The following is a 22,721-nucleotide window of genomic DNA, read 5'->3' as shown; positions in this document are numbered from 1 at the left end:
GGAGGGCCATGGTAGCGCATCCCGGTGGCAAGACAAGCCATAGGCTTTGCGGTATACAGACTGCCATGATCGTTTGATCCATGGATTTCATTTTGCTGGAGCCGCCAATGTCCCTACGACCGCTCGTTTTGCTCAGTGTTTTCAGCCTGCTGGTTGCCTGTGGCAGCGATACGCCCAAGCCTCAGCCGCCCACGCCGGGCCCGGCGCCGCAACAGGCGCAGAAAAAAGCCCGGGAAGCCGCCGACCTCGGCCCGCTGCCCGCGTATCAACGGGAACTGAGCGGCACCCTGCAAGGCGTGCCGGCCGGCGCCGAAGTCGAACTGGCGCTGCTGGTGATCGACGCAAAGGATCGCCCGCAACAATTGCTCGCCAGCTCCAGCCTGATCGGCAACAACCAGATTCTGCCGTTCCATCTGCGCTTCAACCCCGACGCGTTCCCGGTGGGCGCGCGGGTTGAACTGCGCGGCCGCGCCAGCCAGTCCGGCCAGTTGATCCTGCACCTGCCGTCGCAGACCATCACTCAGCCGACCACCCAGGCGCTGGGCCAGCTGCAATTTGTCAAAGCACCATGAATGCACCGTTAGACCTGCAACAGTCGCTGGGCGAATTGCTCGGCGACGCCCGACTGAAGGCCTGTGCGTTGCCGGACACCGATTTGCAGCTGTGGCTGATCGACGGCGACAACATGGCCCGCGAATTCAGCCAGGAAGAAACCCAACGCATCCTGCATGAGCCGCCTTACTGGAGTTTCTGCTGGGCCAGCGGTCTGGCGGTGGCGCGCTATCTGGCGGAGTTTCCCGAGTGGGTTCGAGGCAAGCGGGTGCTGGATTTCGGCGCCGGTTCCGGAATCGCCGGCATTGCAGCGGTGAAGGCCGGCGCGCTGGAAGTAGTGGCCTGCGACCTCGACCCGCTGGCGATTGCCGCCTGTCGGGCGAATGCCGAACTCAATGATGTGCAGATGAGCTATTCCACGGATTTCTTCGCCGAGGCGGATCGCTTCGATCTGATCCTGGTGGCCGACGTTCTTTACGACCGGGAAAACCTGCCGCTGCTCGACGCCTTCCTGAGCCGTGGCCGCGAAGCGCTGGTGGCGGATTCGCGGGTTCGGGATTTCCGTCATCCGTTGTACCGGCGCATCGAAATGCTCGAAGCCATGACTCTGCCGGATCTGGCCGAGCCCGAAGAGTTTCGCCATGTCAGCCTCTACCATGCGGCCCGCGCCTGACCGTATAGTTGCCCCATTCACGCTTTTACGAGATACCCCATGAGTCAGCAAACGCCGTACATCTTCGACGCCACGACGGCCGACTTCGACCAGTCGGTGATCGAGGCTTCCTTTCAAAAACCGGTGCTGGTGGATTTCTGGGCCGAATGGTGTGCACCGTGCAAGGCGCTGATGCCGATGCTGCAAGGCATCGCCGAAAGCTATCAGGGTGAGTTGCTGCTGGCCAAGGTCAACTGCGATATCGAGCAGGACATCGTCGCCCGTTTCGGCATCCGTAGCCTGCCGACCGTGGTGCTGTTCAAGGACGGTCAACCGGTGGACGGTTTTGCCGGTGCGCAACCGGAATCCGCCGTGCGCGCCCTGCTCGAACCGCATGTGCAGATGCCGGCGCCGTCCGCCGCCGATCCGTTCGAACAGGCTCAGGCACTGTTCGATGAAGGCCGTTACGCCGACGCGGAAGCGGCACTGGTTACGCTGCTGGGCGAAGACAACACCAACGCCAAGGCGCTGATCCTCTACGCTCGCTGCCTGACCGAACGCGGTGAGCTGGGCGAAGCGCAAACCGTGCTCGACGCGGTCAAGAGCGACGAGCACAAAGCCGCATTGGCCGGCGCCAAGGCGCAGATCAAGTTCCTTGGTCTGGCCCGCGACCTGCCGGACGCCGCCGACCTGAAGAGCCGTCTGGCGCAAAACCCGCAGGACGATGAAGCGGTGTATCAACTGGCGATCCAGCAACTGGCCCGTCAGCAATACGAAGCGGCGCTGGACGCCCTGCTCAAGCTGTTCATCCGCAACCGCAGCTACGGCGAAGGCCTGCCGCACAAGACCTTGCTGCAAGTGTTCGAACTGCTGGGCAACGATCACCCGCTGGTGACCGCTTACCGGCGCAAGGTGTTTGCGGCGCTGTACTAAGCGCTACTCGATCCAACTGTAGAGCGGCGTATCCCCGCCGCTCAGCACTTTCACATCGGAAGAATGACGCAGGCGCACCAGCAAGCGCTTGCCCGCCACCGCGCTGCCGGTCAGCCCTTCGAGCTGATCCAGCAATTCCGGGCCGCTGAGTTGCCCGGCCTTGCGCAACAAATCCCTGGCGACCTGCCACAACGCGTCATCCTGATTCACCGGTTTCGCCACAGGCGCCGCCGCTGCTGTCTGCGGCTGGGCCGTCTGCACCTGCACGCCAAACTGCGCACCGAGCCGCGCCCAGTCGCTTTCATCCAGTTCCAGGGTCAAATCCACCGGCAATTCGCCGACGGTTCCGCGTATCCGCAACATAAGCTTCGCTCCCGCACATTTCTGACCTGCATGCTCCCATGGGACTTGTGTAACGCCAAGCGGGCGGGCAAACTCTGCGCACTTTCGTTATAAGATTACATAACAAACTCTTCACTTTACTTCCCGGAGACCGCCATGCGTCGTCTGCTGCTCGCTTTGCCGTTTGCCCTGTTGCCGCTGGCCATCGCCCATGCCGCCGATGAGCATGATCACGACCATGAGCACGGCAGCCTCGGTGCCCACGAACATGGCGTCGGTCGCCTGAACGCCGCGCTCGACGGCCAGACCCTGGAGCTGGAGCTGGAAAGCCCGGCGATGAACCTCGTCGGTTTCGAACACGTCGCCACCAGCGATGCCGACAAGGCCAAGGTCGCAGCCGCGCGTGCTCAGCTGGAAAAACCACTGGCGCTGTTCAGCCTGCCGGCCGCCGCCGGTTGCAAGGTCACCAGCCAGGAACTGGAAAGCCCGCTGTTCGGCGACAAACCGGATGCCGACGACCACGACGAAGAGGAAGCCGGCAAGGACGGTCACGAGCATCATCACGACCACAGCGAAATCCACGCCCACTACCAATTCAGCTGCGCGGCGCCGGGTGCGTTGAAAACCCTGGATCTGGCGAACCTGTTCAATACCTTCCCGGCCACTCAGAAAATTCAGGTACAACTGATCAGCCCGAGCGGCCAGCAAGGCACGGAAGTGACGGCCAAGGCCGCCGCCCTGAAGTTCTGACACGAAACGGCGCCATGACCCAAGCACTCATCGAACTGTCCGACCTGGGCTTCAACTGGCCCGGTCACCCGCCGCTGCTGGACATCCCGGCGTTTCGCCTGGAAGCCGGCGAAACCCTGTTCCTCAAGGGCCCCAGCGGCAGCGGCAAGACCACCCTGCTCGGCCTGCTCGGCGGGGTGCAGAAACCCGGCCGCGGCAGCATTCGCCTGCTCGGCCAGGAGCTGACCGAACTGGGTGCCGGCGCCCGTGATCGCTTTCGCGTCGATCACACCGGCTATATTTTCCAGCAGTTCAACCTGTTGCCGTTTCTCTCGGTGCGCGAGAACGTCGAGCTGCCCTGCCACTTCTCGAAGCTGCGTGCCGAACGTGCGAAGCAACGTCACGGCAGCGTCGATCAGGCTGCTGCCACCCTGCTCGCCCACTTGGGCTTGAAGGACGAAAGCATCCTGAGTCGCCGCGCCGATTCGCTGTCGATCGGTCAGCAACAGCGGGTCGCTGCGGCCCGTGCGTTGATCGGTCAACCGGAACTGGTGATCGCCGACGAACCGACCTCGGCGCTGGATTACGACGCCCGGGAAAACTTCATTCGCCTGCTGTTCGCCGAGTGCCGCGAAGCCGGCTCGAGCCTGTTGTTCGTCAGCCACGACCAGAGCCTGGCGCCGCTGTTCGACCGTCACCTGTCCCTGGCCGAACTCAATCGCGCCGCCACGTCTGCCGAGGTTTGAGATGTATCTGTTCCGTCTGGCCATGGCCAGCCTCGCCAACCGGCGTTTCACCGCCCTGCTCACCGCTTTCGCCATCGCGCTTTCCGTCTGCCTGCTGCTGGCGGTGGAGCGGGTGCGCACCGAAGCCAAGGCCAGTTTCGCCAGCACCATCAGCGGCACCGACCTGATCGTCGGCGCCCGTTCCGGTTCGGTGAACCTGTTGCTGTACTCGGTATTCCGCATCGGCAACGCCACCAACAACATTCGCTGGGACAGCTTCGAACACTTCGCCAGCAACCCGAAGGTGAAGTGGGCGATCCCGATGTCCCTCGGCGATTCCCATCGCGGCTACCGGGTGATGGGTACCACCGAAGCCTATTTCGAGCATTACCAGTACGGTCGCCAGCAGCACCTGGAACTGGCGGACGGCCGCGCCTTCGCCACCGATCCGTTCGAAGTGGTGCTCGGTGCCGAAGTGGCCGAGGCGCTGCACTACAAGCTCGGCGACAAACTGGTGCTCGCCCACGGCGTGGCGGCGATCAGTCTGGTCAAGCACGATGACAAGCCGTTCACCGTGGTCGGCATTCTCAAGCGCACCGGCACCCCGGTGGATCGCACGTTGCACATCAGCCTCGGCGGCATGGAGGCGATCCACATCGACTGGCACAACGGTGTGCCGGCCCGTGGCAACGGCCGGATCAGCGCCGATCAGGCGCGCAACATGGACCTGACGCCGCAAGCGATCACCGCGTTCATGCTCGGCCTCAACAGCAAGATTTCCACCTTCGCCCTGCAACGGGAAATCAACGAATTCCGTGGTGAGCCGATGCTGGCGATTCTGCCGGGCGTGGCGCTGCAGGAGTTGTGGAGCCTGATGAGCACCGCCGAAAAAGCGCTGTTCGTGGTCTCGCTGTTCGTGGTGCTGACCGGATTGATCGGCATGCTCACGGCGATTCTCACCAGCCTCAACGAACGCCGCCGCGAAATGGCGATCCTGCGTTCGGTGGGCGCGCGGCCGTGGCACATCGCGAGCCTGCTGGTGCTGGAAGCCTTTGCTCTGGCGCTGACCGGGGTGATCGCCGGGCTGGCGTTGTTGTATATCGGCATCGCCGCTGCTCAGGGTTATGTGCAGGCCAATTACGGTCTGTATCTGCCGCTGGCCTGGCCAAGCGAGTATGAATGGACGCTGCTCGGTGGCATTCTGGCTGCCGCGCTGCTGATGGGCAGCGTGCCGGCCTGGCGCGCGTATCGCCAATCTCTGGCCGATGGCCTGTCGATCCGTTTATGAGGATGTTCACCATGCCCCGCGCCGTGCTTGCGCTGCTGTTGCTGGTCGCCCTGCCCGTGTGGGCGGCGGCGCCGAAAGACCTGACCTGGTCGGAGATGATCCCGCCGGACGCGGCGCCGGAAGTGCCGAACATGACGCCGCTGCACGACCTCTCGAAGATGAGCGATGCACTGTCTGCCGAGTCCGCGCCAGCGGCCAAGCAGGACATGCCCAACGCCCCCGTGGTGCAAAGCCTCGATGGCCAGAATATCCGCCTGCCGGGCTACATCGTGCCGCTGGAAGTCAGCGAGGAAGGTCGCACCACGGACTTCCTGCTGGTGCCGTACTTCGGCGCCTGCATCCACGTGCCGCCGCCACCGTCGAACCAGATCGTGCACGTAAAAAGCGAACTCGGCGTGAAGCTCGACGAGCTGTATCAGCCGTACTGGGTCGAGGGGCCGTTGCAGGTCAAGCAGTCCACCAGCGAACTGGCCGATGCCGGGTATCAGATGGAAGCGGACAAGATTTATGTGTACGAGCTGCCGGAGTAAGTCCGGCAGTCAGTTATAGCCCTCTCCACTGGCTTTGCGAGCAAAGGTTCCACAAAAAAACCGCCCATCACTGTTTCATTGAGCTGAGTCAAAAGACCGTATCAGACGGATTCGTACCATAGGACATCAAACATTTTTAACGTCCTTTGGGAGCTTCCATGAACAAGTCCTTGCTCAGCGCCTCGCTGTTTGCCCTCGCGCTCGCAGCCCCGCTCGCCCACGCCCACGAAGCCGGCGACATCATCGTTCGTGCCGGTGCGATCACCGTCAACCCGAAGGCCGACAGCTCCAGCGTCAAGGTCGATCAGGGTCCGTTGAGCGGCACCAACCTGGGCGGCAAGGCGACCATGAGCAGCGACACCCAACTGGGTCTGAACTTCGCCTACATGCTGACCAACAACATCGGTATCGAGCTGTTGGCCGCGTCCCCGTTCGAGCATGACGTGAAGCTCAAGGGCACTGCCCTGCCAGCCGCCAACGGCAAACTCGGCACCCTGAAACACCTGCCGCCGACCCTGAGCGTCGTCTACTACCCGCTGGACGCGAAGTCGCCGTTCCAGCCGTACATCGGCGGCGGCATCAACTACACCTGGATCTACGACGAGCACGTCGGCAGCGAAGCCCAGTCCAACGGTTTCAGCAACTTCAAGGCGAAAAACTCCTGGGGCCTGGCCTGGCAGGTCGGCGCCGACTACATGCTGACCGACAACATCATGCTCAACGCCCAGGTGCGCTACATCGACATCGATACCCGCGCCACCGTCGAGAACAACGCCGTGGCCCCGGGCACCCGTGCACGGGTGAATGTGGACGTTGATCCCTTCATCTACATGGTTGGTCTAGGCTACAAGTTCTAAAGAACGTTCACGTGGTGGTGAATGAGGCTTGGTGGCGAGCAGGCTCAGAACTGGCGGCGATGTTACGCCATCGACCGGGGAGCAAGCTCCCTCGCTACAGGAAACCGGTTTGAAAGCCGAATTCCGGCCGTGAAAAAGGCGCCTGTCAAAAGGCGCCTTTTTCATGTCCGCAAGAAGCTCAGCGGCCGAGCAGACGGGCCAGGCCGACGTTCATCGGCGTTGGCGTCGGGCACTTGAATCGCTCAAGCAACCGGCGGTTGTTCGCCCGCGAATGACGGATGTCACCGGAGCGCGCCGGGCCATAGCTGACGGGCGGCAATTCGCCGACCACCGCTTCGAGCGCGGCCAGCATCTGCTTGAGATTGGTCGCCTGATTCCAGCCGACGTTCACCGCACCGACGTCCACTCGCGGCTTTTCGATCGCCTGCACCAGCACATCGACCAGATCTTCGACGTACATGAAATCCCGGGTCTGCTCGCCATCGCCGAACACAGTGATCGGCAGGCCTTTCTGCGCGCGTTCGCTGAAAATGCTGATCACCCCGGAGTACGGCGAGGACGGATCCTGACGCGGGCCGAAGATGTTGAAGAAGCGGAAGATCGCCGGTTCCAGACCGTGCTGGCGACGGTAGAAATCGAAGTACTGCTCGCCGGCCAGTTTGTCCGACGCGTAAGGCGTCAACGGCGCCTTGGGCGTGTCTTCGTCAATCGACTCGCCTTCGCCATTGTTGCCGTAGACCGCCGCACTGGATGCGTACAGCACACGTTTCACGCCAGCCTCGCGCATGGCTTCGCAGACGTTCAGCGTGCCGATGAAATTGCTCTGGTGGGTTTTCACCGGATCATCCACCGACGCCTGCACCGACGCTACGGCGGCCAGATGGGCGACAGCGCTGCAACCCTGCATTGCCTGTGCGACTAGAGCTGCATCGGCCACATCGCCAACGATCAGTTCGACCCTGGGATTATCCAGCGGCAGATTGCTGCGCTTGCCGGTCGACAGATCATCGAGGATCCGCACCGAATGGCCGTTGGCGAGCAACGCGTCAGTCAGGTGCGAGCCGATGAAACCGGCGCCGCCGGTGATGAGAACAGGGCCTTCAGCCATGACGATAAAACCTATCCAGTAAGCCCGGAAGCGCGGCACGCCAGGCGCGCGGCTTGATCCCGAAGGTGTGCAGAATTTTCTTGCAGGCGAGTACCGCGTGTTGCGGTTCTTCAGCGGCATCCGGCCGCGCGGCGTGGGCCTGGGCGGTCGGCGCTTCGATGGCCAGCGGGTGCAGACTGCGCGCCTCGGAGAGAATCGCCTGGCCCAGCGCCAGCGGCGTGGTCGCCTCGTGGCCGGCGTAGTGGTAAGTGCCCCACAGCGGCGCGGCGCAATCGAGTTGCTTGAGCACCGAAATGATCACCCGCGCCGCATCGTCGACCGGTGTCGGATTGCCACGGCGGTCATCGGCCAGCAGCAGTTCTTCAGGCTGTTCGGCACGGGCCAGGAAGCGCCCGAGGATCCCCTCCGGGCTGTCGTCGAGCAGCCAGCCGAAGCGCAGCAGCACGTGTTGCGGACAGGTGGCACGTACGCTCTGCTCGATCCGCCACAGGGCCTGACCGCGCAGGCCCAATGGCACTGGCTCGTCCTTTTCGCTGTAGGCAGTGGCACGAGAACCGTCGAACACCCGATAACTGGACGGCTGCACCAGCACGATGTTGTGGTGCTGGCACAGTTCGGCCAGACGCTCGATCGCGCGTTCCTGTCCGGCCAGACGGCTTTCGCTGACGGCCTCGGCCTGGAACCAGTCGAAATAGTAGGCAAGGTTGATCAATGCATCGGGACGGGTGTCGTCGAGCAATTGGGTCAGGCTCGCGGCATCCCAGCCGTCTTCGGGCGGGCGGGGGGCGAGGAAACCGATGTCTTCCTCCGCACCGAGGCGAATCAGCGCCTGCCCAAGGGCATTTCCGCCGCCCAGTAACATAAGGCGCATTCGCATAGAGTCAGCAGGCCCAGTCTGATTGGAACGATGGCTTTGGCGACGATGCTCGTGGCAGCGTCGTCGATAATTGCCGGAATCGTTGCATTTTGCGGGTTTAGTGCGCAACCGTCACCCGTAAAGTGTAGATCCCGAGCGGTACTTGCAACTTCGCCCGCCCACCCGCATAACTGAAGGCATGAATCTGCCCCTCCCCAAGGACGCGGCCCTGGCAGGCTTCCACCCCGCCGTCAGCGCCTGGTTCAGCAGCACCTTCCCGACGGTAACGGCCGCCCAGGCCCGCGCATGGCCGTTGATCCGCCAACGCCGCTCGACGCTGATCGCCGCGCCCACCGGCTCCGGCAAGACCCTCACCGCGTTCCTCGCGGTGCTCGACGAACTGGTCCACCGTGGCCTGGAAACCCCGGACGGTCTGCCGGACGAAACCCTGGTGGTCTACGTTTCGCCGCTCAAGGCGCTGTCCAACGACATCCGCATCAATCTGCAGAACCCGCTGGCCGGGATTACCGACCAGCTGCGCCAAATGGATCTGCCGGCGCTGGAAATCACCACCGCCGTGCGCACCGGCGACACCCCGCAGAAAGACCGCGCCGCCATGCGCAAGAGCGCGCCGCACATATTGGTGACCACCCCGGAATCGCTCTACGTGCTGCTCGGCTCCGAGTCCGGCCGAAAAATGCTCGGTACCACGCGCACGGTGATCGTCGATGAAATCCACGCCATCGCCGCCGGCAAACGCGGCAGTCACCTGGCCTTGAGCCTCGAACGCTTGCAGTCGCTGTGTCCTGAACCACTGACCCGCATCGGTCTGTCAGCCACGCAAAAACCGATCGATGCGGTTGCGCGTTTTCTGGTCGGCCATGACCGCCCGTGCGAAATCATCGACATCGGCCACGCCCGCCCACGGGATCTGGGCATCGAAGTGCCGCCGGTGCCGTTGTCGGCGGTGATGGCCAATGACGTCTGGGAACTGGTCTACGACCGCCTCGCCGCACTGGCCCGTGAACACCGCACCACGTTGATTTTCGTCAACACCCGACGCCTGGCCGAACGCCTGAGCCGGCACCTGAGCGAACGCCTCGGCAAACACGCGGTGGCCGCGCACCACGGCAGTCTGGCGAAGGAGTTTCGCCTCGACGCCGAGCAAAGGCTTAAACGCGGCGAGCTGCAAGTGCTGATCGCCACCGCCTCGCTGGAGCTGGGCATCGATATCGGCGAAGTCGACCTCGTCTGTCAGATCGCTTCACCGCGCTCGATTGCCGGTTTTCTGCAAAGAGTTGGCCGCTCCGGGCACCAGGTCGGCGGCACGCCCAAGGGGCGCCTGTTCGCCACCACTCGCGACGACCTGATCGAATGCGCCGCGCTGCTCGACTGCGTGCGCCGGGGTGAACTCGATACGCTGCACATCCCCGAGGCGCCGCTGGATGTGCTGGCGCAGCAGATCATCGCCGAGGTCAGTTGCCAGGAGTGGGCCGAGGACAATTTGCTCGCACTGTTCCGCCGGGCCGAGCCCTACGCCCGCCTCGATGAACAACATTATCAGGCGCTGCTGGGCATGCTCGCCGAGGGCTACAACGGCCGTCAGGGCATCCGCAGCGCCTACCTGCACCGCGACGCCGTGAGCCGAACCCTGCGTGGACGACGCGGCGCACGGCTGACCGCCGTCACCAGCGGCGGCACCATCCCCGACAACGCCGACTACAGCGTATTGCTCGAACCTCAGGGCCTGAACATCGGCAGCGTCAACGAAGACTTCGCCGTGGAAAGCATTGCCGGCGACGTGTTCCAGCTCGGCAACGCCTCCTATCGCATCCTGCGAGTGGAAACCGGCAAGGTGCGGGTCGAGGATGCCCAGGGTCAGCCACCGACCATTCCGTTCTGGCTCGGCGAGGCGCCGGGACGCAGCGATGAACTGTCGGCGGCCGTGGCGCGCCTGCACGCGCAGCTCGATCAACTGCTCAGCGCCAGCCCCGGCAACCTGCAACCGGCCCTCGACTGGCTGACCGACACCCTCGGCCTGAACCTGGCCAGCGCCGAGCAACTGGTGGATTACCTGGCCCGCGCCCGCCTCGCCCTCGGCGCCTTGCCGTCCCGGGACACACTGCTGATGGAGCGTTTTTTCGACGAGTCCGGCGGCACCCAGCTGATCATTCATTCGCCATTCGGCAGCCGAATCAATCGCGCCTGGGGCCTGGCCCTGCGCAAGCGTTTCTGCCGCACCTTCAACTTTGAATTGCAGGCCGCCGCCAGCGAAGACGCGATCGTGCTGTCGCTGTCCACCAGTCACAGTTTCGAACTCGACGAGGTCTGGCGTTACCTGCACAGCAACAGCGCCGAGCACATCCTCATTCAAGCGGTGCTGGATGCGCCGCTGTTCGGTGTGCGCTGGCGCTGGAATGCCGGGGTGGCGCTGGCCCTGCCGCGTTACACGGGCGGACGCAAGGTCGCACCGCAATTGCAGCGGATGAAAAGCGAAGACCTGATCGCCAGCGTGTTTCCCGATCAGATCGCCTGCCTGGAAAACCTCGCCGGCGAACGGGAAATTCCCGAGCATCCGCTGGTGGAGCAGACCCTCGATGACTGCCTGCACGAGGCGATGGACAGCGAAGGCTGGCTCGAACTCCTGCGGCGCATGGAGCGCGGCGAAGTGCGCCTGATCGCCCGTGACCTTCCGGCGCCCTCGCCGCTGGCGGCGGAAATCCTCAGTGCCCGGCCCTACACCTTTCTCGACGATGCACCGCTGGAAGAGCGTCGAACCCAGGCCGTACTCAACCGCCGCTGGAGCGATCCGCAATCCACCGATGACCTCGGCGCGCTGGACGCCGATGCGATCGACGCCGTGCGCGAAGAAGCGTGGCCGACGCCGAACAGTGCCGATGAAATGCACGAAGCGCTGATGAGCCTGGCCTGCATCAGCGACCGCGAAGTCGAGGCCAATCCGCAGTGGCGCGACTGGCTGAATGCCTTGGCCGAGACCGGGCGAGCCTGCCGATTGCAGATCGACCCCGTGCATTCACTGTGGCTGGCAAGAGAACGCCTGACCTGTCTGCAAGCGCTGTATCCACAGGCACAGTCGGCACTCCCCACGCTGCCCGGTTTCGACGAACCATGGACAGCCGATGACGCACTGATCGAAGTGATCCGCGCGCGGCTCGGCGCATTCGGTCCGCAACCGCTGGTGGCGATTGCCGAGCCGCTGGCCCTGATGCCGGCCGCTGTTCATCAAGCCCTCGCTCATCTGGAGCGTGAAGGTTATGTACTGCGCGGCCAGTTCACGCCGGGATCGACCGTTGAAGAATGGTGCGAACGCCATCTGCTGGCGCGCATTCACCGCTACACGGTCAAGCGTCTGCGCCGGGAAATCGAGCCGGTGGCGTTGCAGGATTTCATGCGGTTTCTGTTCGACTGGCAGCACTTGTCCCCGTCAACCCGTGGTCAGGGCAGCGGTGTGTTGCCGGCGATTGTCGGTCAGTTCGAAGGCTACCCGGCTGCCGCTTCGGCGTGGGACAGCGACCTCCTTCCCGCGCGGCTCAAGGACTATTCACCGAGCTGGCTGGACGATCTGTGCCGCAGCGGAAAGCTGGTGTGGACGCGCCTCAGCGCCCGGCAAAACATCAGCGGCACGGCGTTGCGCAGCACACCGATCGTGTTGCTGCCGCGCAGTCAGGTCGGCTTGTGGAGTGCGCTGGCCGAGCAGACGCCGGTGAGCGAACTCTCGCCCAAGACCCGCAAGGTTTTCGACGCGCTGAGCCAGCACGGCGCGCTGTTTTTCGATGAGCTGATTCATGAAGCGCACCTGCTGCGCACCGAGCTGGAAATCGCCTTGCAGGAACTGGTCGGCGCCGGGCTGGTGAATGCCGACAGCTTTGCCGGATTGCGCGCGCTGATCACCCCGGCGAGCAAGCGCCAGCAGCGCAGCAGTCGACGCGGACGCGGGGCGTTTGTCGGTGGCATGGACGATGCCGGGCGCTGGGCGTTATTGCGTCGCGGGCCGGTTGTGGAAAACCGTCAAACAGCGTCGCCCGAAACCCTCGAACACATCGCCATTACCTCGTTGCGTCGCTATGGCGTGGTGTTCTGGCGCCTGTTGGAGCGCGAAGCCGATTGGCTGCCGAGCTGGCGCGAACTGCTGCGCACGTTCCATCGACTGGAAGCGCGGGGCGAGATTCGCGGCGGACGCTTTGTCAGCGGTCTGGCCGGCGAGCAGTTCGCCCTGCCCGAGGCGATTCCGCTGCTGCGCGAAGTCCGCCGTCGGCCTCATGACGGCAGCCTGATCGCGGTGTGCGGCGTCGATCCGCTGAACCTCGCCGGCACCTTGTTACCGGGGGCGAAGGTGCCGGCTCTGGCGAGCAATCGACTGGTGTATCGCGACGGATTGCCGGTCGCTGCCGAGGTCGCGGGCAAGCAACAATTCTGGGTGGAACTGGACTCCGCCGCCATGAGCGAAATCCGCAACAGGCTGACCCGTCACTGAGTGCGCGCCTGCTCCGGCAACACCACCGACGAATGCGCAGGCGCCACCTCTTCTTCCTGGCGCTTGGGCAGCAAAACCTGCTGTGGATAAGTCTGCGCGAAATGCACCCACGGGCTGTTATCCACAAGCTTTTTCAGACGCTGGTTGAATGCGCGGCTCACCGCATATTGCCCGCCGGAAACCGTGCGAAATTGCGCGGTCAGCACCACGCCGTTCAGGTCCATCTTGTCCACACCGAACACATCCAGCGGCCCTTGCAGGTTGTACTTGAGGAATGGATCTTCGCGGATCGAATCGCCCGCCTCGCGGATCAGCTCGATGGCCTTGTCGACATCGGTGTCGTAGGTGAACTGCACCGAGAAAAACGCGAACGCAAACTGCCGCGATTGATTGGTCACGGCCTTGATCTGACCGAACGGCACCGAGTGCACGAAGCCCTTGCCGTCACGCAGGCGCAGGGTGCGAATGGTCAGGCCCTCGACCGTGCCGGCATGCCCGGAATCGAGCACCACCCAGTCGCCGATCGAGAGGGTGTCTTCGATGATGATGAACAGCCCGGTGATCACGTCCTGCACCAGTTGCTGCGAGCCGAAACCGATGGCCAGACCGACCACCCCGGCACCGGCCAGCAACGGCGCGACGTTGATCCCAAGATTGGCCATGGTGGTGATCGCGCAGATCACCACCAGGATGATTTTGATCGCGTTGCGCAGCAGCGGCAGGATGGTTTTCACCCGGGTGCTGGGCTGGCGCGCCGAGCGTTTGCTGACCGGTGGTTTCAGTGCTTCCTGGATCGCCGTGTCGAGCACCACCCACAGCAGCCACGTCACGAGGAAGATCAGGCCGATGCTGCTCAGGGCATTGCTGATCGCCCGACCGACCGTGCTGCTTTGCGCGAAGTCGAGCAGCGACACACCCCAGATCCGCCCGAGGATATCGATAAACGCAATCGCAACGACGATCCGCAGCAAGGCGTGCAACAGGCTGAGGAAACGTTCCTTGTAGGCACTGCTGCGCTGGATCGCCTCGGCCCTGCGCGACTTGAACAGGTGTTGCAGCACAGTGCTGAGAAACACCGTGCCGATCAGCAGCACCGTGGTGAGCAACGCGCAGCGCAGGGCTTTCTGGTTGTCCTCGCCGATGCCGATCAGATTGACCGCCGAGACCAGCACCATCAGCACGATCGGCCAGTACCAGAGCCCGGAAAAAATCCGTAGCGACTCCTGCAGCGACGGCTGTTTCAGGCGCTGGGCCAGAGGACGATTGCGGATCAGGTGCGCCACCGGCCGACGCAGGCGAATCACCAGCAGACCGAAGATGATCGACGCCAGCAGACCGGTGAACACCGCGATGCTGCTGGTGATGTTGCCGCCCAGTTGCCGGGCGATCTGCGGGCTGGTCAGGGCGTCACTCAACGCGGCGAGGAAGCCGATCAGGAACAGCGGTTTCGGGCAGTAGTCGCGAATGATCTGCACGGCGCGGCGCTTGTGGCCGACATTAAACATCACCACCACGCACAACAGCATCGACGTGGAAAATATCCCGCTGCTGGTGGCGTAGGCAAAACACAGCGCCAGCGCCCGGCCGACCGAAGCCGACAAAAAATGGCTGACGTACAGGGTCAGCGGCAGACAGATGAGCGCGGGCAGCGTGTAGGGCAACAGGTAACCGAGCAGGTCCTGACTGCGCTGGCGGGTGCGCAGCCAGCGCCCTTCCCGCAGGCGTTTGCCCAGCACGCTGCCGAGCACGGTCAACACGGCAAAGGTGCCCAGCCACACGCCGGAGAGCATCAGGAAATCCCCCGCCACGCTCCAGCCCGAGCGGTTCGAGGGTTGGTTGACCAGCCTGTCGACTTCATCCGCCGCCCGGTCGGCGCGCAGGCGCCAGGCGTCGACCAGATGCTCGTTGAGATCGAGTTTGTCCTGCACGTCGTCGATGCCGGAACTGATGGCGCCGAGCAGTCCTCCCTGCACGATCGGCTCCGGTTTGGCCGGCTCTTCACTGGCCGCCGGAACGCCCGGCAAGCTGGCGGCTTGCACTGCATTGCCGCCGAACAACAGCAATGCCCCCAATAGAATCGCGATCCTGAACCTGGTCAAAACGCAGAGCTCCCTTGGTTGAACCTGTATGGAACTGATCGACATTTGGCCGGCAAAGTTCAAGAGCCCCCTCACCCCAGCCCTCTCTCAGAGGGAGAGGGAGCCGACTGAGTTGTTTTCAATAGTTACATCGACCTGAAAGGTTCGTTTTGATCTCAAGTCCGAGAGCCGGCCTATGCTGCGTCGGAACCTGAGTACGGCTCGGTGTATCACGTCGGCGTAACTCAAAAGGACACATCGATCAGTCCCCTCTCCCCTCGGGAGAGGGTTAGGGTGAGGGCGTGCTTTTGATCTTTGCTCTCAGGTCAAATATCAAATGCCCATCCCTGTATTTTTTCACCCCCACCAAACCCCGACACTGCGCTTCATTCAATCCCCCACCGGAGTGCCGTGATGCCCATTGCCCTGCTCGCGCTGACCCTCAGCGCTTTCGCCATCGGGACGACCGAGTTCGTCATCGTTGGCCTGCTTCCTACCATCGGCGCCGATCTCGGCGTCAGCCTGCCGTCCGCCGGTCTGCTGGTCAGTCTCTATGCCCTCGGCGTAGCCATCGGTGCGCCGGTGCTGACCGCCCTCACCGGCAAAGTCCCGCGCAAACTGTTGCTGCTGTCGCTGATGGTGCTGTTCACCCTCGGCAACCTGCTGGCCTGGCTGGCGCCAAGTTATGAATCACTGGTGCTGGCGCGGATCGTCACGGGTCTGGCCCATGGCGTGTTCTTCTCCATCGGCTCGACCATCGCGACCAGCCTGGTGCCCAAGGAAAAAGCCGCCAGTGCGATTGCGATCATGTTCACCGGCCTGACCGTGGCGCTGGTCACCGGCGTGCCGCTGGGCACGTTCATCGGTCAGCATTTCGGCTGGCGTGAAACCTTCCTCGCCGTGTCGGCACTCGGCGTGATCGCGTTCATCGGCAGCTTGCTGTACGTGCCGAAAAACATCGCCCACAGCAAACCAGCCTCGCTGTTGCAGCAATTGCAGGTGCTCAAGCAACCGCGCCTGTTGCTGGTGTACGCCATGACCGCCATCGGTTACGGCGGTTCGTTCATCGCCTTCACATTCCTGGCGCCGATCCTTCAGGACATCTCCGGCTTCAGCGCCGGCACCGTCAGCCTGGTGTTGCTGGTGTACGGCGTGTCAGTGGCAGTCGGCAACATCTGGGGCGGCAAACTGGCGGACAAACGCGGGCCGATCAGCGCGCTGAAAATCATCTTCGCCCTGCTCGCCGCCGTGCTGTTCGTGCTTACTTTCACCGCAGGAAATCCATGGCTGGCGCTGGCCACCGTGCTGGTCTGGGGCGCAGTCGCCTTCGGCAACGTGCCGGGCTTGCAGGTGTATGTGGTGCGTCAGGCTGAACATCACACACCACAAGCCGTGGACGTCGCATCGGGCCTGAACATTGCCGCGTTCAACCTCAGGATTGCCGGCGGTGCGTGGGGTGGCGGTTTGATCGTCGAGCACATCGGCCTGATTCACACCGCGTGGATCGGCGGCCTGGTGGTACTGGTGGCATTGGCCCTGACAGCCTTGAGCGGTCGCCTCGATCGCCTGGGCCCGGTGTACGCCGAACCCGCCGAAGGCTCGGCCCGGATCGTCACCGGGCATTGATCAAGCCAGCCCGACCGTCCGTAATCCCGTCGAAACTTTCCGCGACCGCCCGCAGTCATCCACAGACAGAGGCCGTACGGGGACTTTCGACGGGAGGGCGGCATGGCAACGATTCATATCGGTATTTCAGGCTGGCGTTACGCCCCGTGGCGCGGGGACTTTTACCCGAAGGGGCTGGCGCAGAAACGCGAATTGCAGTTCGCCTCACGGGCGGTCAACAGCATCGAAATCAACGGATCGTTCTACGCCCTGCAACGGCCGGAACGCTACGCCCAGTGGTACGCCGAGACGCCGGATGACTTCGTGTTCAGCATCAAGGCGCCCCGCTTCATCACCCACATCCGCCGCCTGCGCGATATCGAAAAACCCCTGGCCAATTTCTTCGCCTCCGGAGTGCTGGAGCTGAAGGAAAAACTCGGTCCGGTCCTCTGGCAGTTCCCGCCCAACTTCACGTTCGACCCCGAACGCTTCGAAGCCTTTCTCGATCAGTTGCCCCACGACACCCAGGCTGCCGCCGCCCTCGCCCGCCAGCACGACTCACACCTGCACGGCCACGCGAGCCTGAAGGCCTACGGCAAAAAACCGCTGCGCCATGCCGTGGAAATCCGCAACGACAGTTTCATCGACCCCGACTTCGTGCGCCTGCTCAAACGCTACAACACCGCGCTGGTGATCGCCGACACCGCCGGGAAATGGCCGTACCGCGAAGACCTCACCAGCGATTTCGTCTACCTGCGCCTGCACGGTGCCGAAGAACTTTACGCCAGCGGTTACACCCGTGCCGCCCTGCAACGCTGGGCCGAGCGGATCGACGCCTGGCACCACGGCCGGCAACCGGGCGACGCCCATTTGATCGCGCCGCGCCTGAAGCCTCGGACCCGTAAATCCCGCGAGGTGTTCTGCTACTTCGACAACGACATCAAGGTCCGCGCGCCGTTCGATGCCCGCAGTCTCCTGCAGCGTTTCGATCTGGATAAAAACCTTGAAACCGTGCCCGGTGAGCCAGCCGCCGAAGGGGTACTCGCATGAGCATTCCCGAGCCGCTCGGCGTCACCGACGAGCAGACCACGGTAATCACCACGGTGCGCCGATTCACCGTGCTGACGGTCAACACCCACAAGGGTTTCACCGCACTGAACCGGCGTTTCATCCTGCCGGAATTGCGCGAAGCGGTGCGCAGCGTGTCCGCCGATGTAGTGTTTCTCCAGGAAGTCCACGGCACTCACGAACATCATCCCAAGCGCTACAACAATTGGCCGACGATGCCGCAGTACGAATTTCTCGCGGACAGTCTCTGGCCGCAGTTCGCCTACGGGCGCAACGCCGTGTATCCGGAGGGCGATCATGGCAATGCAGTGCTGTCGAAATTCCAGATCGTGCGCCATGACAACCTCGACGTTTCGATCAGCGGCCACGAAAACCGTGGCCTGTTGCACTGCGTGCTGCGCCTGCCGGGAGATGACCGTGAAGTGCATGCGATCTGCGTCCATCTGGGCCTGCGCGAAAGTCATCGCAACGATCAACTGCGCCTGCTGCGAGAACGTCTGGCCGAACTGCCTGATGACGCGCCGGTGATCGTCGCCGGTGATTTCAACGACTGGCGCCAGCGCGCCGATGCCTTGCTTGAACCCTGTGGCCTGCGTGAAGTATTTGCGGCGCATCACGGCCGGTCGGCGCGCAGCTTTCCCGCACGTCTGCCATTGCTGCGCCTGGACCGGATCTACGTACGCAACCTCAAGGCCAGTCAGCCAAAAGTGCTGGCGAACCGTCCCTGGTCACACCTTTCCGACCACGCACCGCTATCGGTGGAGATTGAACTATGAGCAGTGCACCGTTGGAGAAATCCGCTGTGGAGCCCGTCAGCATCACCCCGCCCGTGCGCGAGCCGGGCACCGTCGATGTCGAGTATCGCTGGCAGGGCAACAACCGGATCGAGCTGCTGGAAAACGGCGAGGAATATTTCCCCCGGGTGTTCGAAGCGATGCGCGCGGCGAAAAGCGAAATCCTGCTGGAGACCTTCATCGTCTTCGAAGACAAGGTCGGCAAGGAATTGCAGGAGATCCTGATCGATGCCGCCCGGCGTGGCGTGCGCACCACCGTCAGCCTCGACGGTTTCGGTTGTGGCGAACTGAGCACCGGCTATCTCGCCGCGCTGAGTGAAGCCGGCGTGCATCTGCAAATCTTCGATCCGGCCCCCAAGCATCTGGGGATTCGCACCAACTGGTTCCGGCGGTTGCATCGCAAGATTGTGGTGGTCGACGGGTTGGTCGCATTCATTGGCGGGATCAATTTTTCCGGTGATCACCTGGCCGATTTCGGTCCCGAAGCGAAGCAGGATTACTCGGTGGAAATTCAGGGCCCGGCAGTGGCCGACATCCATCATTTCGCTTTGCTGCAAAGCGGCCGACCGGGACGGGCGAGATTCTGGTGGCAGCGTCGCCGGCAACGGCGTGCCGAGATGGCGTTCGACGATCACGACGGTCAGGTGCGTCTGGTGTTCCGCGACAACGACCGGCACCACACGGATATCGAAGACGTTTATTTGCAGGTGCTGCGCCGCGCCCAACGGCGGGTGGTGATCGCCAACGCCTACTTCTTTCCCGGCTATCGCCTGCTGCGTGAGATCCGCAACGCAGCCCGGCGCGGGGTCGAGGTGCGGCTGATTTTGCAGGGGCAGCCGGACATGCTGGTGGCCAAACTCGCCGCGCGCATGACCTACGACTACCTGCTCAAGGCCGGGGTGCAGATTCACGAATATTGCGAGCGGCCGCTGCACGGCAAAGTGGCGCTGGTGGACGAGGAATGGAGCACTGTCGGCTCGAGCAATCTTGATCCGCTGAGCCTTTCGCTGAACCTGGAAGCCAATGTGCTGATCCGCGACCGCGCCTTCAATCGCCACCTGTTCGAACGCCTCGAAGACCTCAGCCACAACCACTGCAAGGCGATGGACGCCGCGAAGTCGCCGCGCGGGCGAATCTGGCACATGACCGTGGGCTTTCTGGTGTTTCACTTCCTGCGGCATTTCCCGGCGATGGCCGGCTGGCTGCCGGCGCACAAGCCACGGCTCAAACCCTTCACCCACGCCGCCGGGAGCGATCCGTCATGAGCCATTCCGAAGCCCACGCGGCGGTGCATCCGGCACCGGCGGGCAAGTCCCGCTGGAGCCGCTGGAAACGTCCGCTGACCCTGCTGTTTTTCCTTGCGCTGATCGTTTTGCTGACGATGTTCGCCAGCCGTATCGAATGGGCCGAGGTGCTGCAAACCCTCGCCGACTTCAAGGTGCGCACGCTGATCATCGCCTCCAGCCTGACCCTGCTGAGCTTTCTGGTGTACGCCAGTTTCGACCTGATCGGCCGCACTTACATTCGTCAGGACCTGACGTGGAAACAGATCCTGCCGGTGGGCGTCATCAGCTATGCGTTCAACCTCAACCTCAGCGCGTGGGTCGGCGGAATCGCCATGCGCTATCGCCTGTATTCGCGGCTCGGGGTGAGCAAAAGCAACATCGCCAAGATCCTCGGCCTGAGCCTGGCGACCAACTGGTTCGGCTACATGACCATCGCCGGCGTGGTGTTCGCCAGCGGGCTGGTGCGGATGCCACCGGGCTGGAAAATCAGCAGCGGTGCGTTGCAGGGCATTGGCGTGTTGCTGCTGTTGGTCAGTGTCGGCTATCTGGTCGCCTGCCAGTTTTCCCGGCGGCGCGAGTGGTCGATTCGCGGGGTGGAGATCAACCTGCCGTCGCTGCGCATGGCGGTCCTGCAATTGCTGCTCGGGGCGCTGAACTGGTCGCTGATGGCGGCGGTGATTTTCACCTTGCTACCGAGCAAACTCGACTATCCGCTGGTGCTCGGGGTGCTGTTGATCAGCGCGATTGCCGGTGTCATCACCCACATTCCCGCCGGGCTCGGCGTGCTGGAAGCAGTGTTCGTGGCGCTGCTGCAACACGAGGCTTCGCGCGGCAGTCTGGTGGCGGGGCTGCTGGCCTATCGGGCGATCTATTTCCTGCTGCCGCTGCTGATCACCGTGCTGATGTATCTGGTGGTGGAAGCCAAGGCCAAGGCGTTGCGGATCGAGAAGAAACCCAAGTCCTGATCAGCGCGACTGAATGATGCTCAACCGCTCGCCCACCACCATCTCGGTGATCCAGTCGACCAGGATCGAGGTGTAGGCCTGCTGCGAGGTCGGATCGCTCAGGGCATGGTCGGCGCCGTCGATGATGCGGTGCGTCAGCGAGTGAGTCTGCTGGCATGCGGCGCGGTAACTCATGATCGTCGCGTGGGGCACGTAGTCGTCGGTTTCCGACTGCACCAGCAGCACGTCGCCAGTGAATTGCGAGCAGGCGTGCAAGGCACGGTTGCTGTCGGCGCGCACCAGCGTGCCGCGATAATCGCGCAGGTCGGCCTTGTCCAGATCGCGCTTGGGCGTGTGCCATTGCTCGTCGCGGTACAGCGCCGGCACCCGCAGCGCCAGCCAGCGCACCGGGCGCAGCGAGGTCAGAATCGAAGCGAGGTAACCGCCATAGCTGGTGCCCACTACCGCAATGGCCGAGGTGTCCAGCGCCGGATGGGCGAGCAACCGGTCGTAGGCCGCCAGCAAGTCACGCAGGTTGTCTTCACGGGTGACCCGGCTCAGCGGAATGCCGGTGCCGCCGGTATGCCCGCGCAGATCGAACGTCAGGCACACGCAGCCCAGGCCGGCGATGCCTTTAGCCCGTTCCAGATCGCGCTCCTGACTGCCGCCCCAGCCGTGCACGAACAACACGCCGGGGACTTTCGATTTGGGACTGAGAAACGTCCCGCTCATCTGTTCATCATCAATGTCGATTTGAATGCTTTCGCTTCTAGCCGTCATAGGATTTGACCGTTACGTATTTGAGGAGAAAGTCGCTGTTCTCGGCCGGCCCGCGATACACCTCGATGGCATCCGCCGGCAGGGCCTGATCGGTATAGGTTTCCACCGACGACACGCGGATCGCGCGCATCGAAGGATCGTTGACGAAGCTTTGCAGCGCCGCCACTTCCGCGCTGCTGGCGCCGCCCATGCGCCAGGACTGTTCGAGAACGCCACTGCGCGGCCGGCCTTCGCTGTCCAGGCCCTGGGCGATGTCGTAATTGCGCCGCGAGGCATAGAAACGCGGATAGGCTTCGTCCGCCGCCCGGTCGAACACCTGCGCCTGCTGAATGGCCAGACGCACGTCGTCGGGCAGATCCAGCGCCAGCAGATCCTCGTAACCGCCCTGCACCACCAGCAGGTTCGAGCCTCCGTACACCTCTTCGCCGTGGGCGTCCTTGGTCAAGTATTGATCACCGCAGTAACTCAGCACCCTGCCGCCGATGAACGACTGACCGACGCTGTGGGTAACCACCTGACTCAAATCCTGCTCCAGCACCACGCCATCGCTGAACAGTTCTCCGGCCTCGGGTCGGGCGAGAATTTCGTCGAACGCATCCAGGCTCTTGATCACTTCCTGTCCGCGCCCGGCACAGGCGTGAATCGGCTTGATCCGGATCGGTCCGCTGTACAACAGATGTTCAGCGGCAGGCCGGGCATCTTCCAGCGCAAAGACGCTGAGCCCGTCCAGCACCACGGTGCGCACCCGCTCGGAAAACAGTGGCGACCAGCCTTGCGGCGCATGGGCCTGATGGCTGCGCAGACCGTGGCTGATGGCTTTGGTGCAGATGAAATCGTGCTCGACGAAACCGCCCCACAGATCATCCGGGCCGCTCACACCCAATTCGCGGGCCGCCGCGCCGACGAGGGTCTGGGTCGGCAGCAGATAAATATCCCGGCCGCGATGTTTTTCGGCGTCGTAACTGCCGCCGAACTTGAGACCGAGGATCTGCGCCAGCCATCGCGCGAGGGCCTTGTTGGTCTGCACTTCATGTTGTGGTGCGCCGGGTCGAACCGAGTGGGCGACGACCACTTTCCTGCGGGATGTCGGGGTCATGCG

The 22,721-nt window shown here is 63.3% G+C and carries 20 protein-coding genes; 14 read left to right on the top strand and 6 right to left on the bottom strand.

What is annotated here, in order from left to right:
- Positions 1-107: 107 nt before the first annotated feature.
- From CAF74_RS20905 to trxA, 3 genes are read left to right on the top strand one after another with little or no spacing between them, the layout of a single operon-like run.
- Positions 108-572: a YbaY family lipoprotein gene (locus tag CAF74_RS20905; protein WP_085747760.1), complete on the top strand. Its 465-nt coding sequence runs from the start codon at positions 108-110 to the stop codon at positions 570-572.
- Positions 569-1,225, top strand: a complete 657-nt coding sequence (locus CAF74_RS20900) for a methyltransferase (protein WP_085747612.1) — start codon at positions 569-571, stop codon at positions 1,223-1,225. Before CAF74_RS20905 ends, CAF74_RS20900 begins: the two co-directional genes overlap by 4 nt.
- Before the next feature lie 39 nt (positions 1,226-1,264).
- Positions 1,265-2,137 carry a thioredoxin gene (gene trxA / locus CAF74_RS20895; protein WP_085747611.1) on the top strand — a complete coding sequence of 291 codons (873 nt, stop codon included), beginning with the start codon at positions 1,265-1,267 and terminating at the stop codon, positions 2,135-2,137.
- Positions 2,138-2,140: 3 nt separating this feature from the next.
- Here the strand turns inward: trxA and CAF74_RS20890 are convergent, their stop codons facing one another.
- Positions 2,141-2,500, bottom strand: coding sequence for a hypothetical protein (locus CAF74_RS20890; protein WP_085747610.1), 360 nt, complete (start codon positions 2,498-2,500; stop codon positions 2,141-2,143).
- A gap of 135 nt (positions 2,501-2,635) precedes the next feature.
- Here CAF74_RS20890 and CAF74_RS20885 point away from each other — a divergent pair, with 135 nt between their 5' ends.
- The 5 genes from CAF74_RS20885 (at position 2,636) to CAF74_RS20865 (ending at position 6,608) form a co-directional block, all read left to right on the top strand.
- Entirely contained in the window at positions 2,636-3,229 is a 594-nt protein-coding gene (locus tag CAF74_RS20885; RefSeq protein WP_007955585.1) for a DUF2796 domain-containing protein, read from the top strand.
- Between the two features lie 14 nt (positions 3,230-3,243).
- Positions 3,244-3,954, top strand: a complete 711-nt coding sequence (locus CAF74_RS20880; RefSeq protein ID WP_007955587.1) for an ABC transporter ATP-binding protein — start codon at positions 3,244-3,246, stop codon at positions 3,952-3,954.
- Position 3,955: 1 nt separating this feature from the next.
- Positions 3,956-5,221, top strand: coding sequence for an ABC transporter permease (locus CAF74_RS20875; RefSeq protein WP_064599744.1), 1,266 nt, complete (start codon positions 3,956-3,958; stop codon positions 5,219-5,221).
- A gap of 11 nt (positions 5,222-5,232) precedes the next feature.
- Positions 5,233-5,751, top strand: a complete 519-nt coding sequence (locus CAF74_RS20870; RefSeq protein ID WP_064384123.1) for a DUF3299 domain-containing protein — start codon at positions 5,233-5,235, stop codon at positions 5,749-5,751.
- A gap of 158 nt (positions 5,752-5,909) precedes the next feature.
- Complete coding sequence (locus CAF74_RS20865) at positions 5,910-6,608, top strand: OmpW family protein (protein ID WP_074691639.1); 699 nt, start codon at positions 5,910-5,912, stop codon at positions 6,606-6,608.
- A 178-nt stretch (positions 6,609-6,786) separates the two neighbouring features.
- Here the strand turns inward: CAF74_RS20865 and CAF74_RS20860 are convergent, their stop codons facing one another.
- Both CAF74_RS20860 and CAF74_RS20855 read right to left on the bottom strand, forming a co-directional pair.
- The gene (locus CAF74_RS20860) at positions 6,787-7,716 is read right to left on the bottom strand and encodes an NAD-dependent epimerase/dehydratase family protein (RefSeq protein ID WP_085747609.1); all 930 of its coding nucleotides are present in this window, start codon (positions 7,714-7,716) and stop codon (positions 6,787-6,789) included.
- Entirely contained in the window at positions 7,709-8,593 is an 885-nt protein-coding gene (locus tag CAF74_RS20855; protein ID WP_011336149.1) for a sugar nucleotide-binding protein, read from the bottom strand. Before CAF74_RS20855 ends, CAF74_RS20860 begins: the two co-directional genes overlap by 8 nt.
- Before the next feature lie 178 nt (positions 8,594-8,771).
- On the opposite strand from CAF74_RS20855, the gene CAF74_RS20850 reads away from it, so the two are divergent.
- Positions 8,772-13,067 (top strand): DEAD/DEAH box helicase, encoded by a 4,296-nt coding sequence (locus CAF74_RS20850; RefSeq protein ID WP_085747608.1) that lies wholly within the window; start codon positions 8,772-8,774, stop codon positions 13,065-13,067.
- Here CAF74_RS20850 and CAF74_RS20845 read toward each other — a convergent pair.
- Positions 13,061-15,166: a mechanosensitive ion channel family protein gene (locus CAF74_RS20845; protein WP_085747607.1), complete on the bottom strand. Its 2,106-nt coding sequence runs from the start codon at positions 15,164-15,166 to the stop codon at positions 13,061-13,063. The genes CAF74_RS20850 and CAF74_RS20845 overlap by 7 nt on opposite strands.
- Positions 15,167-15,559: 393 nt before the next feature.
- Between CAF74_RS20845 and CAF74_RS20840 the strand changes: the two genes are divergently transcribed.
- The 5 genes from CAF74_RS20840 to CAF74_RS20820 all read left to right on the top strand — a co-directional run bounded on the left by CAF74_RS20840 (position 15,560) and on the right by CAF74_RS20820 (position 20,863).
- Positions 15,560-16,771 (top strand): MFS transporter, encoded by a 1,212-nt coding sequence (locus CAF74_RS20840; RefSeq protein ID WP_085747606.1) that lies wholly within the window; start codon positions 15,560-15,562, stop codon positions 16,769-16,771.
- 102 nt (positions 16,772-16,873) lie between these two features.
- On the top strand, positions 16,874-17,800 hold the full coding sequence (locus CAF74_RS20835) for a DUF72 domain-containing protein (RefSeq protein WP_085747605.1): 927 nt from the start codon (positions 16,874-16,876) through the stop codon (positions 17,798-17,800).
- A complete protein-coding gene (locus CAF74_RS20830; RefSeq protein WP_085747604.1) occupies positions 17,797-18,594 on the top strand; it encodes an endonuclease/exonuclease/phosphatase family protein in 798 nt (265 codons plus the stop codon). The genes CAF74_RS20835 and CAF74_RS20830 overlap by 4 nt, the downstream gene beginning before the upstream one ends.
- The gene (clsB, locus tag CAF74_RS20825; RefSeq protein WP_085747603.1) at positions 18,591-19,877 is read left to right on the top strand and encodes a cardiolipin synthase ClsB; all 1,287 of its coding nucleotides are present in this window, start codon (positions 18,591-18,593) and stop codon (positions 19,875-19,877) included. The genes CAF74_RS20830 and clsB overlap by 4 nt, the downstream gene beginning before the upstream one ends.
- Entirely contained in the window at positions 19,874-20,863 is a 990-nt protein-coding gene (locus CAF74_RS20820) for a lysylphosphatidylglycerol synthase domain-containing protein (protein ID WP_085747602.1), read from the top strand. Before clsB ends, CAF74_RS20820 begins: the two co-directional genes overlap by 4 nt.
- On the opposite strand, the gene CAF74_RS20815 is transcribed toward CAF74_RS20820, so the two are convergent.
- Both CAF74_RS20815 and CAF74_RS20810 read right to left on the bottom strand, forming a co-directional pair.
- Positions 20,864-21,622: a S9 family peptidase gene (locus CAF74_RS20815; protein WP_007955615.1), complete on the bottom strand. Its 759-nt coding sequence runs from the start codon at positions 21,620-21,622 to the stop codon at positions 20,864-20,866.
- Entirely contained in the window at positions 21,612-22,718 is a 1,107-nt protein-coding gene (locus tag CAF74_RS20810) for a DUF3182 family protein (RefSeq protein ID WP_085747601.1), read from the bottom strand. The genes CAF74_RS20815 and CAF74_RS20810 overlap by 11 nt, the downstream gene beginning before the upstream one ends.
- Positions 22,719-22,721 lie beyond the last annotated feature (3 nt).

It is taken from the genome of Pseudomonas sp. R45(2017), assembly GCF_002112305.1.
Classification (GTDB): domain Bacteria; phylum Pseudomonadota; class Gammaproteobacteria; order Pseudomonadales; family Pseudomonadaceae; genus Aquipseudomonas; species Aquipseudomonas paraglycinae.
Note: the sequence above shows the minus strand (reverse complement) of the source record. Positions and strands in the feature narration are given on the sequence as shown.

Bases quoted from the DNA above. Each gene is read 5' to 3' on its own strand.
- CAF74_RS20865 (WP_074691639.1), top strand. From the start codon at position 5,910: ATGAACAAGTCCTTGCTCAGCGCCTCGCTGTTTGCCCTCGCGCTCGCA.
- CAF74_RS20850 (WP_085747608.1), top strand. From the start codon at position 8,772: ATGAATCTGCCCCTCCCCAAGGACGCGGCCCTGGCAGGCTTCCACCCC.
- trxA (WP_085747611.1), top strand. From the start codon at position 1,265: ATGAGTCAGCAAACGCCGTACATCTTCGACGCCACGACGGCCGACTTC.
- CAF74_RS20880 (WP_007955587.1), top strand. From the start codon at position 3,244: ATGACCCAAGCACTCATCGAACTGTCCGACCTGGGCTTCAACTGGCCC.
- clsB (WP_085747603.1), top strand. From the start codon at position 18,591: ATGAGCAGTGCACCGTTGGAGAAATCCGCTGTGGAGCCCGTCAGCATC.
- CAF74_RS20890 (WP_085747610.1), bottom strand. From the start codon at position 2,500: ATGTTGCGGATACGCGGAACCGTCGGCGAATTGCCGGTGGATTTGACC.
- CAF74_RS20835 (WP_085747605.1), top strand. From the start codon at position 16,874: ATGGCAACGATTCATATCGGTATTTCAGGCTGGCGTTACGCCCCGTGG.
- CAF74_RS20885 (WP_007955585.1), top strand. From the start codon at position 2,636: ATGCGTCGTCTGCTGCTCGCTTTGCCGTTTGCCCTGTTGCCGCTGGCC.
- CAF74_RS20810 (WP_085747601.1), bottom strand. From the start codon at position 22,718: ATGACCCCGACATCCCGCAGGAAAGTGGTCGTCGCCCACTCGGTTCGA.
- CAF74_RS20840 (WP_085747606.1), top strand. From the start codon at position 15,560: ATGCCCATTGCCCTGCTCGCGCTGACCCTCAGCGCTTTCGCCATCGGG.
- CAF74_RS20905 (WP_085747760.1), top strand. From the start codon at position 108: ATGTCCCTACGACCGCTCGTTTTGCTCAGTGTTTTCAGCCTGCTGGTT.
- CAF74_RS20900 (WP_085747612.1), top strand. From the start codon at position 569: ATGAATGCACCGTTAGACCTGCAACAGTCGCTGGGCGAATTGCTCGGC.
- CAF74_RS20855 (WP_011336149.1), bottom strand. From the start codon at position 8,593: ATGCGAATGCGCCTTATGTTACTGGGCGGCGGAAATGCCCTTGGGCAG.
- CAF74_RS20820 (WP_085747602.1), top strand. From the start codon at position 19,874: ATGAGCCATTCCGAAGCCCACGCGGCGGTGCATCCGGCACCGGCGGGC.
- CAF74_RS20815 (WP_007955615.1), bottom strand. From the start codon at position 21,622: ATGACGGCTAGAAGCGAAAGCATTCAAATCGACATTGATGATGAACAG.
- CAF74_RS20870 (WP_064384123.1), top strand. From the start codon at position 5,233: ATGCCCCGCGCCGTGCTTGCGCTGCTGTTGCTGGTCGCCCTGCCCGTG.
- CAF74_RS20875 (WP_064599744.1), top strand. From the start codon at position 3,956: ATGTATCTGTTCCGTCTGGCCATGGCCAGCCTCGCCAACCGGCGTTTC.
- CAF74_RS20830 (WP_085747604.1), top strand. From the start codon at position 17,797: ATGAGCATTCCCGAGCCGCTCGGCGTCACCGACGAGCAGACCACGGTA.
- CAF74_RS20860 (WP_085747609.1), bottom strand. From the start codon at position 7,716: ATGGCTGAAGGCCCTGTTCTCATCACCGGCGGCGCCGGTTTCATCGGC.